Annotated in this window: 14 protein-coding genes; 8 read left to right on the top strand and 6 right to left on the bottom strand. The window is 42.2% G+C overall.

Annotated elements, in window-relative coordinates; translation table 11 throughout:
• Window positions 1-184: 184 nt before the first annotated feature.
• Entirely contained in the window at window positions 185-1,972 is a 1,788-nt protein-coding gene (locus FAZ15_RS11585; protein WP_136901474.1) for a HEPN domain-containing protein, read from the bottom strand.
• 178 nt (window positions 1,973-2,150) lie between these two features.
• Between FAZ15_RS11585 and FAZ15_RS11580 the strand changes: the two genes are divergently transcribed.
• A complete protein-coding gene (locus tag FAZ15_RS11580; protein ID WP_136901473.1) occupies window positions 2,151-2,366 on the top strand; it encodes a DUF2683 family protein in 216 nt (71 codons plus the stop codon).
• A gap of 76 nt (window positions 2,367-2,442) precedes the next feature.
• Here the strand turns inward: FAZ15_RS11580 and FAZ15_RS11575 are convergent, their stop codons facing one another.
• From FAZ15_RS11575 to FAZ15_RS11555, 5 genes are all read right to left on the bottom strand, one after another.
• Window positions 2,443-3,117 (bottom strand): copper homeostasis protein CutC, encoded by a 675-nt coding sequence (locus FAZ15_RS11575; protein ID WP_136901472.1) that lies wholly within the window; start codon window positions 3,115-3,117, stop codon window positions 2,443-2,445.
• 3 nt (window positions 3,118-3,120) lie between these two features.
• On the bottom strand, window positions 3,121-4,101 hold the full coding sequence (locus FAZ15_RS11570; protein ID WP_136901471.1) for an isoaspartyl peptidase/L-asparaginase family protein: 981 nt from the start codon (window positions 4,099-4,101) through the stop codon (window positions 3,121-3,123).
• 34 nt (window positions 4,102-4,135) lie between these two features.
• Window positions 4,136-6,391, bottom strand: a complete 2,256-nt coding sequence (locus FAZ15_RS11565; RefSeq protein WP_136901470.1) for a glycoside hydrolase family 20 protein — start codon at window positions 6,389-6,391, stop codon at window positions 4,136-4,138.
• 88 nt (window positions 6,392-6,479) lie between these two features.
• Window positions 6,480-8,255, bottom strand: coding sequence for an aminopeptidase P family protein (locus FAZ15_RS11560; RefSeq protein WP_136901469.1), 1,776 nt, complete (start codon window positions 8,253-8,255; stop codon window positions 6,480-6,482).
• Between the two features lie 151 nt (window positions 8,256-8,406).
• A complete protein-coding gene (locus FAZ15_RS11555; RefSeq protein WP_136901468.1) occupies window positions 8,407-9,048 on the bottom strand; it encodes a fibronectin type III domain-containing protein in 642 nt (213 codons plus the stop codon).
• A 140-nt stretch (window positions 9,049-9,188) separates the two neighbouring features.
• On the opposite strand from FAZ15_RS11555, the gene FAZ15_RS11550 reads away from it, so the two are divergent.
• From FAZ15_RS11550 to FAZ15_RS11520, 7 genes are all read left to right on the top strand, one after another.
• Window positions 9,189-9,539, top strand: a complete 351-nt coding sequence (locus FAZ15_RS11550) for a hypothetical protein (protein WP_136901467.1) — start codon at window positions 9,189-9,191, stop codon at window positions 9,537-9,539.
• Between the two features lie 13 nt (window positions 9,540-9,552).
• Entirely contained in the window at window positions 9,553-9,990 is a 438-nt protein-coding gene (locus FAZ15_RS11545) for a hypothetical protein (RefSeq protein ID WP_136901466.1), read from the top strand.
• 211 nt (window positions 9,991-10,201) lie between these two features.
• The gene (locus FAZ15_RS11540; RefSeq protein ID WP_136901465.1) at window positions 10,202-10,792 is read left to right on the top strand and encodes a TetR/AcrR family transcriptional regulator; all 591 of its coding nucleotides are present in this window, start codon (window positions 10,202-10,204) and stop codon (window positions 10,790-10,792) included.
• Between the two features lie 88 nt (window positions 10,793-10,880).
• Window positions 10,881-11,459: an SDR family NAD(P)-dependent oxidoreductase gene (locus FAZ15_RS11535; protein ID WP_238387229.1), complete on the top strand. Its 579-nt coding sequence runs from the start codon at window positions 10,881-10,883 to the stop codon at window positions 11,457-11,459.
• 25 nt (window positions 11,460-11,484) lie between these two features.
• Window positions 11,485-12,252, top strand: a complete 768-nt coding sequence (locus FAZ15_RS11530) for an SDR family oxidoreductase (RefSeq protein WP_136901464.1) — start codon at window positions 11,485-11,487, stop codon at window positions 12,250-12,252.
• Between the two features lie 20 nt (window positions 12,253-12,272).
• Entirely contained in the window at window positions 12,273-13,271 is a 999-nt protein-coding gene (locus tag FAZ15_RS11525; RefSeq protein WP_136901463.1) for a YhdH/YhfP family quinone oxidoreductase, read from the top strand.
• Between the two features lie 140 nt (window positions 13,272-13,411).
• Window positions 13,412-14,413, top strand: coding sequence for an NADP-dependent oxidoreductase (locus FAZ15_RS11520; protein ID WP_136901462.1), 1,002 nt, complete (start codon window positions 13,412-13,414; stop codon window positions 14,411-14,413).
• Window positions 14,414-14,528: the final 115 nt, after the last annotated feature.

Raw genomic sequence — 14,528 nt, 5'->3', positions numbered from 1 at the left:
TCATAAAGTCCGACAGGAATACCGCATCAGGTGCCATTGAGAACACGATACCCTGCGAACTTTTGTATAATTTTTGATTAGTTTTATTTTTGTTACCCTTTAATGTTCATCTCGACTTCGGAGAGATTTCTTGACTATATAATTTTTAGATATCTCCTCCCTTTAGTCGTTCGATATGACGGTTTTAATCAGATATGGCTTCTTTCTTTTTTTGTTCAGCTCGCTGTTTCAGCTGTACTAAGGTTTTATCTAGTTGCTTTTCAAAAAAGTGCTTGACTTCTCTTGCTAACTCCGTATATTCCGGCTTACTTGTTTTTGACAATCCCAAATCCACACATTTCCACCAAACCGTTCTTATTCCCATGATTAAACGTAACCTAGCAAGTTGTACCTCACTATCTGGATAAACAAAATCAATGAGCTTCCTATCAATCGCTCCAGACCAATCCACTTGTTCACCCAAACTACATTCCAAAAACCTTGAACCGAGTGTGCAACGAGTATAAGTATTTACGCCGATTTCGTACAAATTCCGTATAAGCAATAGAGCAGTATCCAACATCAAGGTTGATGAATTGTTCAGCATACAGTACAAATTATTCATACATACTTTGGCATTTTCAACAATTTTGGCTTCTTTCTCATAAATTGCCTCCCAATCTACCTCGGTAATATCAAACTTTGGTTTGAAGGTCGACTTTCTTCGAAGTATGCGTCCCCTAGTCCAGAGGGTATTGACAAATCGGTGACCCTCGGCGAGTTTTCGTTCGATGTAAGACACGTTCAAATACAGCACCATCGCGCTAGCAACACCGACCTGCATACATTTGAAATGAAACGGACCGGTATTATTCATGATGACCACCAAGTACAGCTCCACTTTCGCTCCGCCCTGCTCCTGTTGGTCCTGTTGCTCCTGCTGAAATAAACTTCCTCCCGAGAAACCGCCTGTGTGATAGTTCAGCATCGTGATCTGCTCGGGATTGTGGTTCTTACGTATCTTCTCTAATAATTGGTTGACATCCGAAGTATACTCGGGCAGCCAAGGATAGTCTTTAAAAGACTCGCAAACGAGGGTTTTGACCGGCTGTCCTTCCTGCTTGGAACCGTAGCTTTCCGCTTTTGCCTCTTTGTTCTCCACTTGGTCTTGAGCAGCTTTTTCTTGCGCTACAGATTTCTTTTCCCGATAGGCGGTGATACAGGAAAACATCAGCGCTACGCGCCTGTCCATCTCTTCCGCCGCTCCTTCACATTTTTGAAGCAAAACGTCAAACTCTTCTTTGGTGATCTCGATTTGCAACCATTTGAGTGTCTTCACGTAGCTTTGATCCAATTTACGGAGCAACTCAGCTTGTAATTCGTCATAGGGAAATAGATCATGTAAGCCGGGAAGTGTACCCCGTATAGATTTAATTAGCTGTTCTAAATTATGGCCTTTTGTAGACTTGACACCCGCCACACTGGTTTTAAAGGCCTTGATCCGCGTTTCGACAAACTGGTGCAGCATAAATGTCGCCTGTGTATAGTCGTCTTTGGCTAGAAAATTAGCCACACCTGCGCGAAATTCGTCGGATATTTCCCGGGCTCTGTTATATTCGTATTGAGCCAACTCCAATAACCCCTTTATATTTTTATCCGGAAAGAGCGTATTGGGCCTATTTTTGCTTGCATAGCGTAAGTGTTCGGGCAATGAAGCATAGGTGTGGTAAAGACTGCCTTGCTTTACCCTGTTAGACCATTCACCCGTTATCATCATCTCAAAAGGGATTTCCTTCTCCAAATCGGACATACATAGCGATACAATTGGCGCTAACGCATTTGGCGCCATCCCTTTTACAGGATTCACGACCAATAAGAGCTGCGTTTTGAGCTGTTGTTCTCCATCATCCGTCGGAAATGCAAATTGGTAGATACGCTCGATATCGATGCGTTTCACCAGCCGTTCGATAAATTTCTCTAACTGAATATCCATATTTTCGTTTCTGACTAGTTAATTATTATAGATTATCTATACAAATGTATAAATAAAAACATAAAAATAAAATATGTGTATATTTTTTATATACAATTTAACTACGCACCAGTACATCTAAAAGAAATCACGAGAAAAGTGTTTTTCCTTACTTATATTAATTTCTTAAATTTGTTTTATGACAATGATAGTTATTCACCCCGACAACAAGGAGCAATTGGACGCTGTTAAAGCTTTTGTTAAGGCTTTGAAGATTAAGTTCGAGACGATAGAAAAGGATAGCTATTACAATCTTGAGTTTGTAAAGCGAGTTTTGGATGCCGAAAACTCAGCAAAGGAAGGTAATGTCACAAGAATTAAAGATGCCAAAAATATATGGGCAGATATTCTATAGATATTGATGCAAATAATAAAATAGTACCCAACCGATGCAGGCAACAACAAGAGATAGATTTTATCCGAATATTATATCAGGCTTGCCGCACACTACCCGCCAATGCCGCAACTTCATCGGCTACAGCCGTTTCTGATCCATCTGTTATTGCTGAGGAATGAACATACTGTGCACCGGTTTCACGTAAAACACGGGCAATATTGGTGGACCTTAGACCGCCACCGGGCATGATCGTAATACGTTCTCCTGCCTGTTTGACTAATTTCCGTAGGTTGGTTGTCCCTAAATCTACATTTGGCTCACACCCAGATGTCAATATCGTATTAAATCCACACGCTATGACATCCTCTAAAGCCGAATCCAAATCTTTGACGACATCAAATGCCCGGTGAAAAGTACAAGGAAGTGGCCGGGCTAGTTCAACCAGCTCTGTATTCTGTGCGATATTAACAGCGCAATATGTATCCAGAATACCAAAAACAAAGCCATCTACCGCCAATTCCTTAAACGCGACAATCTCTTGTTTCATCTGCTCGAATTCCGCGACGGAATAGACAAAATCTCCTCCTCGGGGTCGAATCATGACATTTAGATCAATTTGCACCTGACTCCGTACATTCTTTACCATGTCTATGGAGGGACTCGTTCCTCCGACATGCATTTCTGCACACAGTTCAACACGGTCTGCACCATTTTCCTGAGCGATCCTCGCGGAATCCAGATGGAAACAAGCAATTTCTAATTTTGCCATTTATTATTTTAAGTAATGATCAGATTTTATTAACTCATTCCCTTTTGCATCATATTTAGCATAATTAAAACCGCCATGTATACAATAAGAACCGTACTCTCCTCTTTTATTCAGTGCTATAAAACCGACTTGAATATTGTCTAAGGACTTTTTACGGTTTTGAGTAAACTTAATGATACGCTTTACGGCTTCTTCACAAGCTTTTTGCGGAGAACGCCCCTGACGCATTAATTCGACCACCAAATGACTGCCTACTGTGCGAATTACTTCTTCTCCATGTCCGGTGGCTGTAGCGGCACCAATCTCATTGTCTACGTAAAGTCCGGCACCAATAATTGGAGAGTCGCCAACCCTTCCGTGCATTTTATAGGCCATACCACTTGTTGTGCAGGCTCCAGAAAGATTTCCTGCAGAATCCAGCGCGATCATGCCAATCGTATCGTGATTTTCGATATTGACAACCGGCTCATATTTAGACGTCTTCAACCACTCCTTCCACTCTTTTTCTGATGCTTCAATTAATAAGTTTTCTTCTTTATAGCCCTGATCTTTCGCGAATTGAAGTGCACCTTCGCCTACAAGCATCACGTGAGGCGTTTTCTCCATGACGGCACGTGCCACGGAAATAGGATGTTTTATATGCTGCAAGGCGGCAACCGATCCAATATTCGCCATCTCATCCATAATACAGGCATCTAGCGTTACCTTGCCATCGCGATCCGGTCTTCCGCCATAACCAACACTGCGCTCCGTTGGATCGGCTTCGGTATAACGTACACCCTGTTCTACCGCATCCAGCGCACGGCCATTGGCATGCAACACCTTCCAGGCTTCTTCATTTGCTTTTAAGCCAAAATCCCAGGTTGACAAAACAATAGGCTTATTGACTCTTTTTGTGGTCTTAGCATTCGCCGCCAAAGAAACTAAGCTTACTCCCATAGAGGCTAGACCTAATTTCTTGATAAAATTTCTTCTGTTATTCATCCGTATCGATGTTATCGTTCACAAATAGCCCGCACTAATTTACACTAATCTCATCCACAAACAACCAAGCTCCAGATCCGGCTCCGGCTAGCCCATCGGGGATAATACCTAAATTTAATACTTCCACTTTGATATACCGTGCCTTTTGTTTCGGAAATGTTAAAATTAAATCGCCGTCTGTTTTATTAATTTCTGCCTGGCTAAGCCCTTTAATAAACGAATATGATGAGCCATCGTTAGCGATAGACACACGTACTTCTTTCGGAAAATGTATCCAACTGCCTTTGCGATCAAGTGATGATAATTTTACGGAACTAAATTCAGTTTCCGTACCGAAGTCGATCGTGGCATTCACATCTTTTCCATTAAAGCCAAGCCAATTCTTTCCAAAAAATTGCTTATCACCAAATACACCATCGACCAATGTGGCGGCTCCTCCTGCAGAATAGGCTTCTCCGGGTTGATCGACCAATTGAATGTGTTTACCAGTTGATTTGCTGATTGTAAATGGCTGCGTAATTGTGGCGCTTATCGGCTTCCCGTTTTCAAAATAGGTCGCTTTAATGGTTTGCGATTTATCGATTTTGATAGGAGATACATACGGAAATGAAGTAGAAATAGGCTCGGAACCATCGACCGTATAGCGGATATTCTTGGGATCGTTGGCTGTAGATAAGTTATAAGTCAGCTCACCATCTATTAACTCTATATTCCCGATCACCTCAAAAATTGCATTGGAATAATTAATTCCTTTACGATCCAACGTTTTCATGTGCTCAATTACACGGCTCTCGAATTTTTTATATTGATCGGGCTGAGAGGTTCCCCATGCTACTTCAGATAAGGCCATCAGTCGTGGAAACAGCATGTGTTGCACCTGTCCAAAATCAGTGATATACTCTGTCCACAGATTCGCCTGCGGACCTAAAATATGCTTGGCTTCTTCTGCAGACAACTCAGCTGGAATTGGATTAAAGCTATACACCTTTTCCAAACGTAAATCTCCTCCGAAAGCTAGTGGTTCGGTTTGTGGGTTGCCTTGGTAGTAATCAAAATATAGATGTGAAGTCGGTGTCATAATTGCATCATGCCCAGTTTTAGCGGCATGTATACCACCTTGAATACCTGTCCAGCTCATAACCGTTGCGTTTGGTGCTAATCCACCTTCTAAGATCTCATCCCAGCCAATAATTGCTTTACCTTTGGAGTTAATGTATTTCTCCATACGGGTGATAAAATAGGATTGTAGCTCGAGTTCATCCTTCAAACCTTCCTTCTTTATCAATTCCTGACAGTGTGAACAGGTCTTCCATCTTGTTTTAGGTGCTTCATCGCCACCAATATGGATGTATTTACTGGGGAAAAGTGTAATCACTTCGTCGATTACGTCTTCCAATAAAGCGAAGGTTTCATCCTTCGGACAAAATATATCATCCATTACGCCCCAGGTTGTTCCCACTTCAAACGGCCCGCCCGTACAGGACAATTCAGGATAGGCCGCCAAAGCCGCTAGTGCATGGCCAGGCATCTCAATTTCGGGAATGATCTCAATATGCAATTTCTGTGCATAGGCAACGACATCCTTTATTTGTTCCTGGGTATAAAACCCACCATAGGGTTTTCCATCAAACGTCATTGCCGCATAAGGGCCTATTTGCGATTCCTTCCTGAAGGCTCCTATCTCTGTCAGCTTTGGATGGCTTTTAATTTCAATTCGCCAGCCTTGATCATCCGTTAAATGCCAGTGAAACTTATTAATCTTATACGCTGCCAGATAATCTAAATACTGTTTTACTTCTTCCGCATTGAAAAAATGGCGAGAAACATCTAAATGCATTCCACGATAGGCAAATTTAGGGGAGTCTCGAATCACAAGAGCCGGAATCTCAAGGTTTGATCGATTTTCTTCAATCAGCTGCAAAAGCGTTTGAATACCATAAAAAACCCCTCGATTTTGATTCGCCGTAATAACAATCTGATTTGCATCGACCACTACTACATAGGCTTCATCGGACGTCGCGCCATAACTTTTCTTTAATTCAAGAACAATACACTTTTTCGTACACTTATTGGAAATAGGTAACTCTAGACCGATGATCTCTTTTATATTTTTTTGTAAAAACTTTGCTTCTTCTGGAGAGCCTTTACCCAGAATCGAAAAATTCTTATCCAAATTTAAATTTCCTGATTTGATCTCCAGATGTTGAGGTGCTGGAATCAAGCTCTGCTGTGCATAACTATTACCTGCAACAGTAAAAAAAGAGAAAAATAAATACTTTATATAGTCCATATCTGTTTACTTTTTTCAAAAATACCATTTATAATCATTCTGCTAAAACCTTTTTTCAATTCCTACGCGTTTTATAGGAATACAATATCTAAATGGCTTCCGTTTTATCTCTCAACCATCCTCTTTCACCTTCAGATAAGTGAGGAGATAGTTTATCAAACACCCATTGGTTGTAATTATTTAACCAATCGACGTGAACTTGGTCTAATAATGACTTCTCCACCAGATCTGTATCAATATAACAGATCGTCAATGTTTCAAAATCCATAAAATCACCAAATATGGAACTTTCCAATCTTTTGGAGCGCACTAAATTTTCGATACGGATACCGTGCTTGCCCTCACGATATAGCCCGGGCTCTATCGAGGAGATCATTCCTTCTTCAATCGCAACGTCTACATTAGTGGGATTGAGCACTTGCGGCCCTTCATGTACATTTAAGAAAAAACCAACACCATGTCCTGTACCGTGACCGTAATTACGGAGAGCAGCCCAAATCGGACGACGCGTAATCGCATCAATCTGATAGCCTTTTGAACCTTTTGGATAAATACTTTGGCTTCCTTCAATAGTTCCTTTCAATACGATGGTATAATCTTCTTTCTCTTCCTGTGTGATTTCACCAAGCGATACGACGCGCGTAATATCCGTTGTACCTGTGAGGTACTGACCTCCCGAATCTACTAAAAGCAAGCCTTGTGGTTTTAACTGATAGTTACTAAAGTCGGTAGCATGATAGTGGGGTAAAGCACCGTGATCGAGATAACCGGCAATGGTGTCAAAACTTACGTCTACAAAACCGGCTTGCGCTGCCCGAAAATCTCGTAATTTTTCGGCTACAGAGATCTCTGATAACGTTCCACTGGAAACATGCTCTTCCAGCCATTTAAAAAACTTAGTCAATGCTACACCATCACGAATCATTGTTTCGCGAATATGATTTAGTTCCACTTCGTTTTTTACCGCTTTGAGCGTCGTAGATGGATTGGTGCGTTCTAGAATATTAACAGCAGCAGGGATGCTATCGTAAATGGCAAAACAAGTACGTTTAGGGTCAATAAGAACAGACCGTACCTTAAGCAACCGTACGAACTCGAAGACCTCCTCATACGGTCTTAGGGTTACGCCTGCTATTCTTAATTCGGCAACCATCGTCCCGTTTAATTTTGATGGCTCAATAAACAAAATAGCTTCGGTAGCCGATATATATACAAATCCCAATACAACCGGGTTGCAGGGCACGTCTTGTCCTCTAATATTTAGAAGCCAGGCTAAATCATCCAAAGATGATATCAGATGCCCTTCTGCCCTACTTTTGACCAAGGTCTTACGCACCTCATTAATTTTAGAAGCAGTGGATTGTCCGGTTGTCTTTTCATCTAGCAGAAAGGCTTCTGCACGAGGTAGTTCGGGTCGGTTGTTCCAAATTGGGCTAAGCAAATCGACATGACCGTCTACCCAGATGCCTAATGGTTCCAATATGGCTTTTACGGTCTGTGCGACCAATAACGAAGCCATATTGCCATCAAAAGCAACCTTATCTCCATTTGCAAGATGCTCGCCTATCCATTCTGCATATTCTGCTGCCCCCTGCACTTTTAGTTTTACCAACTCAAAACCTGTATCGGCCAGTTCCTCTCTAGCTTGTACAAAATAGCGTGCATCTGTCCATAAGCCTGCAAAATTCGCTGTTATAACCAACGTACCCGCAGATCCCGTAAAACCAGAGGTCCAAGCGATACATTTATATCTTTCCGGTAGGTATTCACTAATATGAGGGTCAGAGGAAGGTATGATATAAGCTGCTATCCCCCCCTTTTCCATCAGTTGACGGATCTGTTTTAATCTTTCCAAATGTGTCATATTTGTTGTTATTAAATTAGGTACGCAAGTTAGGAAATCTTAAACTTTTCGGTTGCTTAAAAGATCAAATAAAGCATCCGATCATCGACTTTCAGGCTGTCAACACCTAAAAAAGGGTCGACCGCGGTCGACCCTTTACCTTTCCTACAAGTTACCTCGCTATTAATGATACCGGTTCGGACCAATCGCCAATACCTTTACCATTTAGGGCGCGCACGCGCACATAGTACTTTACGCCGGGTTCGAAACCGACCAGCACATTGCTGCGGGAGGAAGTGGTAGACACCGTACGGTCCCAGACAATCTCGGCCGACCCCACGGCGGATTGTCCGATCTCCACTTCATACTGCCAGGCATCTTTTACCGCCTGAAAATCTAACCGCATCTGTCCCCCTACTCTGCCGTCCCGAAGTTTGAGATTCAGGGGTATCAGCGGCGTATCCTTACTCTTAGGCTGGTTCGCCAATATCAAGCCTGAGCTAAGCAACACGGAAATCTGCCCGCCGGCCTGTTGATTCACATAGGTTGCCAATAGCTGCAGCCCTTCCAATAGCCGTGTTTTGCTCTCATTCTTCTGCCCGATCTCCAAAGCACTACCCCGTCTGCTCGCAATCTCATGCTTTTGTATATAATCGTTAACCAATTCCTCCAGAACTGGCAGTGTAGGATTTGGATTCGGAAAATAAACTACTGCGGCTGGTTCCTGAATCGCTTTGAGTACCCGGCCTGCCAATGTCGACAGTTCAAACTCAGATACTTTCTCGTAATTTGTTTTTACTTTATCTTTTCTCATGATAATTCTAATTTTTACTTGTTTTTTAATTTATTTGTGTGCTGATTCGCAGATCTGCGAATTTGCCTATTCGCTGATTTACATTTTTCTTACGGCGGATGTCTTGATTTTATGAGTGCTTCTGTTTCCATGCTCCAAAGATGGAAAGGAGCCAGAGCTTAGTCGATTTAATGGTCAAAGTTGTTCAAGATTGTGCAAACAAGGGGCTATTTTGGTCAAACCTGTGCAAACCAACCACCGCGGGCAGTACGATGCGCACCGGAGGAAGTCTCCTCAGCGTCGCATCGATTTTCCTCCGATACTCATCCAGACCGATGGGAACAGCAGCGTACACGATGACTGACGTAGGAAACACGAAGGGCAATGCAGGCATTTCGATCCTACCCTTAGGCAATACGATCTGTTGCGCAGCAGAAGCGATGGAGAGCGAAGGTTTTTTTCCAAGAACATGGTCCAATTGCCTGCAAGGCACAGCAAAACCGATTAAGTAGCGGGAACGATAAGATGAACACTGCAGACGGTCGTCTCGAGAGCGCATCAAGAGCGATACCATGCTTAGTAAACAGGATGGTATGTGCATCGGAAACGAACAGTAGTGCAGCGGGTCCCCCCAGTGTAGGATGCTATTGCCTGCACGTCGCTGGGGATATGATCGATACAGCAGTAAAGACGATGCGCACAGCAGACAATTTCTTCCATATCCAAGCAAAATGCCTCCGCATCACAGCACTTACGATCTGTAGCGATGGTATTTGGAATGGGGTACGAGAAAGGGCTAAACTATACCTATCAATCCCAGTATCTGTATTTGAACACGAATTAGTTGGAAAGATAAGCCAATTGCGAGTGGATCGTGGGTGGTCGGCACACCATCCAAATCATTCAAAGAAGTCCCGATCGGGCTTGTTTTCTTCGAACGCGAGGAAGAACCAAACTGGTTAGACTGGGAATGAAGAGAAAGATTTAAACCATTAATTTTAACGACATGTCAAACAAGAAGTTGAAATACTTGAGATATTTAGAGCCATCGCTTTCGCGGCTCAATAGAAATGCCACCGTAGCGTAAAGAATCGCTTCATTCTGTTACTTATATTTAAATACACTTGCAGAAAATAAACTATTTAGTATATTTGAAGCGTAATATTTTGAAGTGATGTTGACAAAATCAGAAAGAACAAAGCAATTTATACTGGAAACAGCAGCCCCCCTTTATAACGAAAAGGGGATATCCGGTGTTAATATTGATGATGTGCTGGCTGCAACGAAGCTGACCAAGGGATGTCTTTATGGCCATTTTGAAAACAAGGACGATCTTTCCGCCCAGGTCATTGATCAGATGCTGAAAAAAGTCTCCGAGAAGATGTATATAGCCATTTCAAAAGGAAAAACTGCAAAAGCCAAGGTTTTCGCGTTCATTGATTTTTATAGAAATCCGATAGAAACGTACATTTCAGGAGGATGCCCTATTTTCAATATGGCGGTCGAGGCTGATGACAACTATCCGGCGATCAAGGAGAAGGTAGCAGCGACATTCAGGGCCGGTCAGGAAGGCCTTACAAATATACTTAAAGAAGGGATAGAAAACGGGGAGTTCTCTCGGGAGCTTGATCCGACGGTTTTTGCATTTAAAATGGTGGCGGCTGTTGAAGGTGGCATAATCATGTGTAGAACGATGAACAATATAAAGCCCATGCAATCGCTTATTAAAAACCTAAAGGCAGAACTGGAGCAATACAGTAAATAATTTTTTTAAAACAAAATATACTAAAAAGTATATTATTAAAATAGAATAGACCAAAAAGTACAATATATGATAATTAAAATCAATGAATATGGGCAACACAGTATTATTTGAAACGTACGAATTAAGCGGATTACAACTCAAAAACCGCATGGTAATGGCACCGATGACACGTTCACGTGCGGCCAATGAAGCAGCTTTTGTGAATGATTTAAGTGATCCTAATAATAACACCGCCGAAAAAGCGTACATCGAGATCAACACCAACTATATTAGCGTGATCCATTTCACTTCATTGCTTACTCCACTGCTTTTGCAACAGGAGGACGCGGCGATTATCAACATTTCTTCCATCGCTGTATTCAGATCAAATAAATACCTGCCGACTTACTCTGCCAGCAAAGCGGCACTTCACAGTTATACCGAAGGACTTAGGGATACCTTTGCGGGAAACGAAAAATTGAATGTCTACGAAGTATATCCACCTTTGGTCAACACGGATTTTTCGGCAGAAATAGGGGGTGCCAATGGTATTCCGCCATCTGAGGTAGCAGATGAGCTGCTTGCTGCTTTGGACAAAAATCAGTTTGAAGTGCCTGTGGGAGAAACCAAGATCTATGCTGCGGCAACCCAGGAAGCATTCGCAAATATTGTGCGCGGAAAAGCGTAAATTCAATCATTTAAAAATATTCACAATGGTTTTAAAAGGAAAAAGAATATTAATCACCGGCGGAGGTTCGGGTATCGGCTTGGAAGCTGCAAGGCAGTTTCTAAATATCGGCGCTCAGGTAATCATTACCGGAAGAAATCAACAGAAACTGGATGCAGCAAAAAAGATGCATCCAGCTTTGATTACAATGCAAAGTGATGCTTCCGGTGAGGCCGATGCAAATGCTCTTTACCAACAGGTAGAAACATTGGGCGGCATTGATATTTTGTATCACAATGCTGGTGTGGGTGTGCCGCCAACAAATCTCGGCATACCCAACAAAAAGCATCTGGAAGGAGCTATTTATGAAATGGAAGTCAATTATTTTGGCGTTATCCGATTGAATGATCTTTTCCTGAATATGCTTAAAACGAAAAAAGAAGCGGCTATCATCCATACCACATCCATTCTCAGCATCGTACCGTCGATAATGGAAGCGACTTATTCTGCATCCAAAACAGCTTTGGCTTTTTATACCAAGATGCTCCGTGCACATCTGGAAATTATAGGCAGCAAGGTAAAAGTTTTTGAGCTTTTACCTCCGTTGGTCGATACAGATATGGTGGCCGACCGGGATGACAAAAAAATCAGTCCGGCGCAATTGGTAAAGAGTCTGATCAGCGGTCTGGAAAAAGATGAATTCACCATTCGTGTGGGCGACACTAAAGCGCTGTATCTTATCAACCGTTTGGCACCCAAAGCGGCATATGGCCTGGTAAACCAAAAAAAATACGCTGAACATTTAAAATCGTAACAATCTTAAAAATCAAAAAAATGGAACATAACTTCAAAGCATTAATTGTCCGTGAAAACGAAGGATACTTTTCCGCCAAGGTAGAAACGTTTCCAATTACAGATCTTCCCCAAAACGAGGTATTGATTAAAGTGCAATACTCTTCAGTCAATTTTAAAGACACCATGTCTGCTATCGGCTACAAAGGCGTAACCCAAAAATTTCCGCATGTTCCAGGTATTGATGCAGTAGGCGAAGTTGTTACTTCTTCCAATAGCAAATTCAAAACGGGAGATCATGTAATTGTAACAGGTTACGATCTGGGAATGAACACCTGGGGCGGTTTTGGCGAATATATCAGTGTTCCGTGTGCGTGGGTTGTAGCATTACCTCAAGAACTATCGCCTTTGGAAGCAATGAGCTATGGTACCGCAGGACTTACTGCCGGATTATCAGTTTACGATCTTATCCGTTCCGGAATAAAGCCTGAGGACGGTAAAGTCGTGGTAAGCGGTGCCACAGGCGGTGTGGGCAGTATTTCCGTGGCCATCCTGTCTAAATTGGGTTACGAGGTTCTGGCGATTTCAGGCAAAAAAGAGCAACACGGGTTTCTGTCTCATACATTGGGCGCCAGCGAAATTATTTCACGGGAGGAATTTGTAGAAAAGTATGATGCCGGCCCATTATCAAACGCTGAATTTGCAGGGGCTATTGATGCAGTCGGTGGAAATATTCTTTCCGGCATGTTGAAATCAATAAAATACAACGGTGCCGTTACCTGCTGCGGTTTGGTCGCCTCAGCAGATATAACAACAAGTATTTTCCCGTTTATATTACGAAACATAAAACTTATCGGGATAGACTCGGTTGAACAGCCATTAGAACACAAGGTAGCCATTTGGCAGCTGCTTTCGGACGAGTGGAAACCGGAAGTACTGACCACCATTGTCAAACAGATTGGGTTGGAAGAATTGCCTGCGGCTTTAGAGAAAGTTCGGGAAGGAAAGGCAGTAGGACGTTATGTCGTAAAACATTTTTAACCCAGCTATACACAAAAATTAGGGGATATCCAGTCCGGAAAATTAACCTTAGAAGGGAGCTGCACGAGCAATAAGAAAAGTATGATCGTATAAAACGGCCAGACTATTGAATATAAAAGGAATCAAAATAGACACACAAAATGAAAGCATACAGTATATCCAGGTATAGCAAGGAAGATAAGCTCCGGCTTATTGAAATGCCTGAACCGAATTTGAAAGACTACGAAATATTGGTTCAGGTAAATGCTGCTAGCATTAACCAGCTGGATTCAAAAATTAAAAGCGGTGAATTAAAATTGATTTTGCCGTATAAGTTCCCGCTCGTTCTGGGACACGATGTATCGGGTATTGTTACCCGAGTTGGTTCAAAAGTGACCAAATTCAAGGTAGGTGATGAAGTTTATTCAAGACCGTCTGATTTCCATATCGGTACGCTTGCCGAGTATATCACGATAGATGAGAAAGATGTAGCATTAAAGCCTAAAAATATCAGTTTCGAAGAGGCTGCATCCATTCCATTAGTAGCCTTGACAGTCTGGCAGGCATTTGTAGAGAGAGCGCATCTTAAAAAAGGACAAAAAGTCTTTATCCAAGCGGGTTCGGGGGGTGTCGGAACAATTGCAATCCAGTTGGCAAAATATCTGGGAGCAACCGTGGCTACTACAACCAGTGCGAAAAACTTCGATCTGGTAAAAAGTCTTGGTGCCGACCTAGTGATTGATTATAAAACACAGGATTTCGAAGATGTCCTGAAAGACTATGACCTGGTACTGAATAGCCAGGATACCAAAACCCTTGAAAAATCGCTGCGTATACTGAAAGCCGGTGGTAAAGTAATATCTATTTCGAGTCCGCCTACACCGATCTTTGCCAAAGAATTTGATCTGCCCTGGTATGTAAAGTTTGCTACCAAGCTATTAAGCAGTAAAATCAGAGCTAAGGCTAAAAAATTGGATGTGGATTATGAATTCCTATTTATGAAAGCCAATGGAACACAACTTGCTGAAATTGCTACGTTAATTGAGAAAAATGAGATACGTCCGGTCATCGATAAAGCTTTTCCCTTTGAACAGACCAACGAAGCCCTCGAATATGTTGAAAGCGGGAGAGCAAAAGGAAAGGTGGTGATTAAGGTGAAGTAGCCGATAAACCACTTAGTGCTCATTCATGCCATAAAAACTGGCATTGATAAACTTAAGCGAAGCGTTCTTGAATGCAGAAAACAGACACATCATGAAAAATAATTTGTGTTTTTAT

Source organism: Sphingobacterium olei (genome assembly GCF_005048855.1).
GTDB lineage: Bacteria > Bacteroidota > Bacteroidia > Sphingobacteriales > Sphingobacteriaceae > Sphingobacterium > Sphingobacterium olei.
This window is presented reverse-complemented; position numbering and strand designations above follow the sequence as displayed.

Excerpts from the sequence above, each read along its gene's own strand:
- FAZ15_RS11585 (WP_136901474.1), bottom strand. The coding sequence starts at position 1,972 with ATGGATATTCAGTTAGAGAAATTTATCGAACGGCTGGTGAAACGCATC.
- FAZ15_RS11580 (WP_136901473.1), top strand. The coding sequence starts at position 2,151 with ATGACAATGATAGTTATTCACCCCGACAACAAGGAGCAATTGGACGCT.
- FAZ15_RS11575 (WP_136901472.1), bottom strand. The coding sequence starts at position 3,117 with ATGGCAAAATTAGAAATTGCTTGTTTCCATCTGGATTCCGCGAGGATC.
- FAZ15_RS11570 (WP_136901471.1), bottom strand. The coding sequence starts at position 4,101 with ATGAATAACAGAAGAAATTTTATCAAGAAATTAGGTCTAGCCTCTATG.
- FAZ15_RS11565 (WP_136901470.1), bottom strand. The coding sequence starts at position 6,391 with ATGGACTATATAAAGTATTTATTTTTCTCTTTTTTTACTGTTGCAGGT.
- FAZ15_RS11560 (WP_136901469.1), bottom strand. The coding sequence starts at position 8,255 with ATGACACATTTGGAAAGATTAAAACAGATCCGTCAACTGATGGAAAAG.
- FAZ15_RS11555 (WP_136901468.1), bottom strand. The coding sequence starts at position 9,048 with ATGAGAAAAGATAAAGTAAAAACAAATTACGAGAAAGTATCTGAGTTT.
- FAZ15_RS11550 (WP_136901467.1), top strand. The coding sequence starts at position 9,189 with ATGGAAAGGAGCCAGAGCTTAGTCGATTTAATGGTCAAAGTTGTTCAA.
- FAZ15_RS11545 (WP_136901466.1), top strand. The coding sequence starts at position 9,553 with ATGAACACTGCAGACGGTCGTCTCGAGAGCGCATCAAGAGCGATACCA.
- FAZ15_RS11540 (WP_136901465.1), top strand. The coding sequence starts at position 10,202 with ATGTTGACAAAATCAGAAAGAACAAAGCAATTTATACTGGAAACAGCA.
- FAZ15_RS11535 (WP_238387229.1), top strand. The coding sequence starts at position 10,881 with ATGGGCAACACAGTATTATTTGAAACGTACGAATTAAGCGGATTACAA.
- FAZ15_RS11530 (WP_136901464.1), top strand. The coding sequence starts at position 11,485 with ATGGTTTTAAAAGGAAAAAGAATATTAATCACCGGCGGAGGTTCGGGT.
- FAZ15_RS11525 (WP_136901463.1), top strand. The coding sequence starts at position 12,273 with ATGGAACATAACTTCAAAGCATTAATTGTCCGTGAAAACGAAGGATAC.
- FAZ15_RS11520 (WP_136901462.1), top strand. The coding sequence starts at position 13,412 with ATGAAAGCATACAGTATATCCAGGTATAGCAAGGAAGATAAGCTCCGG.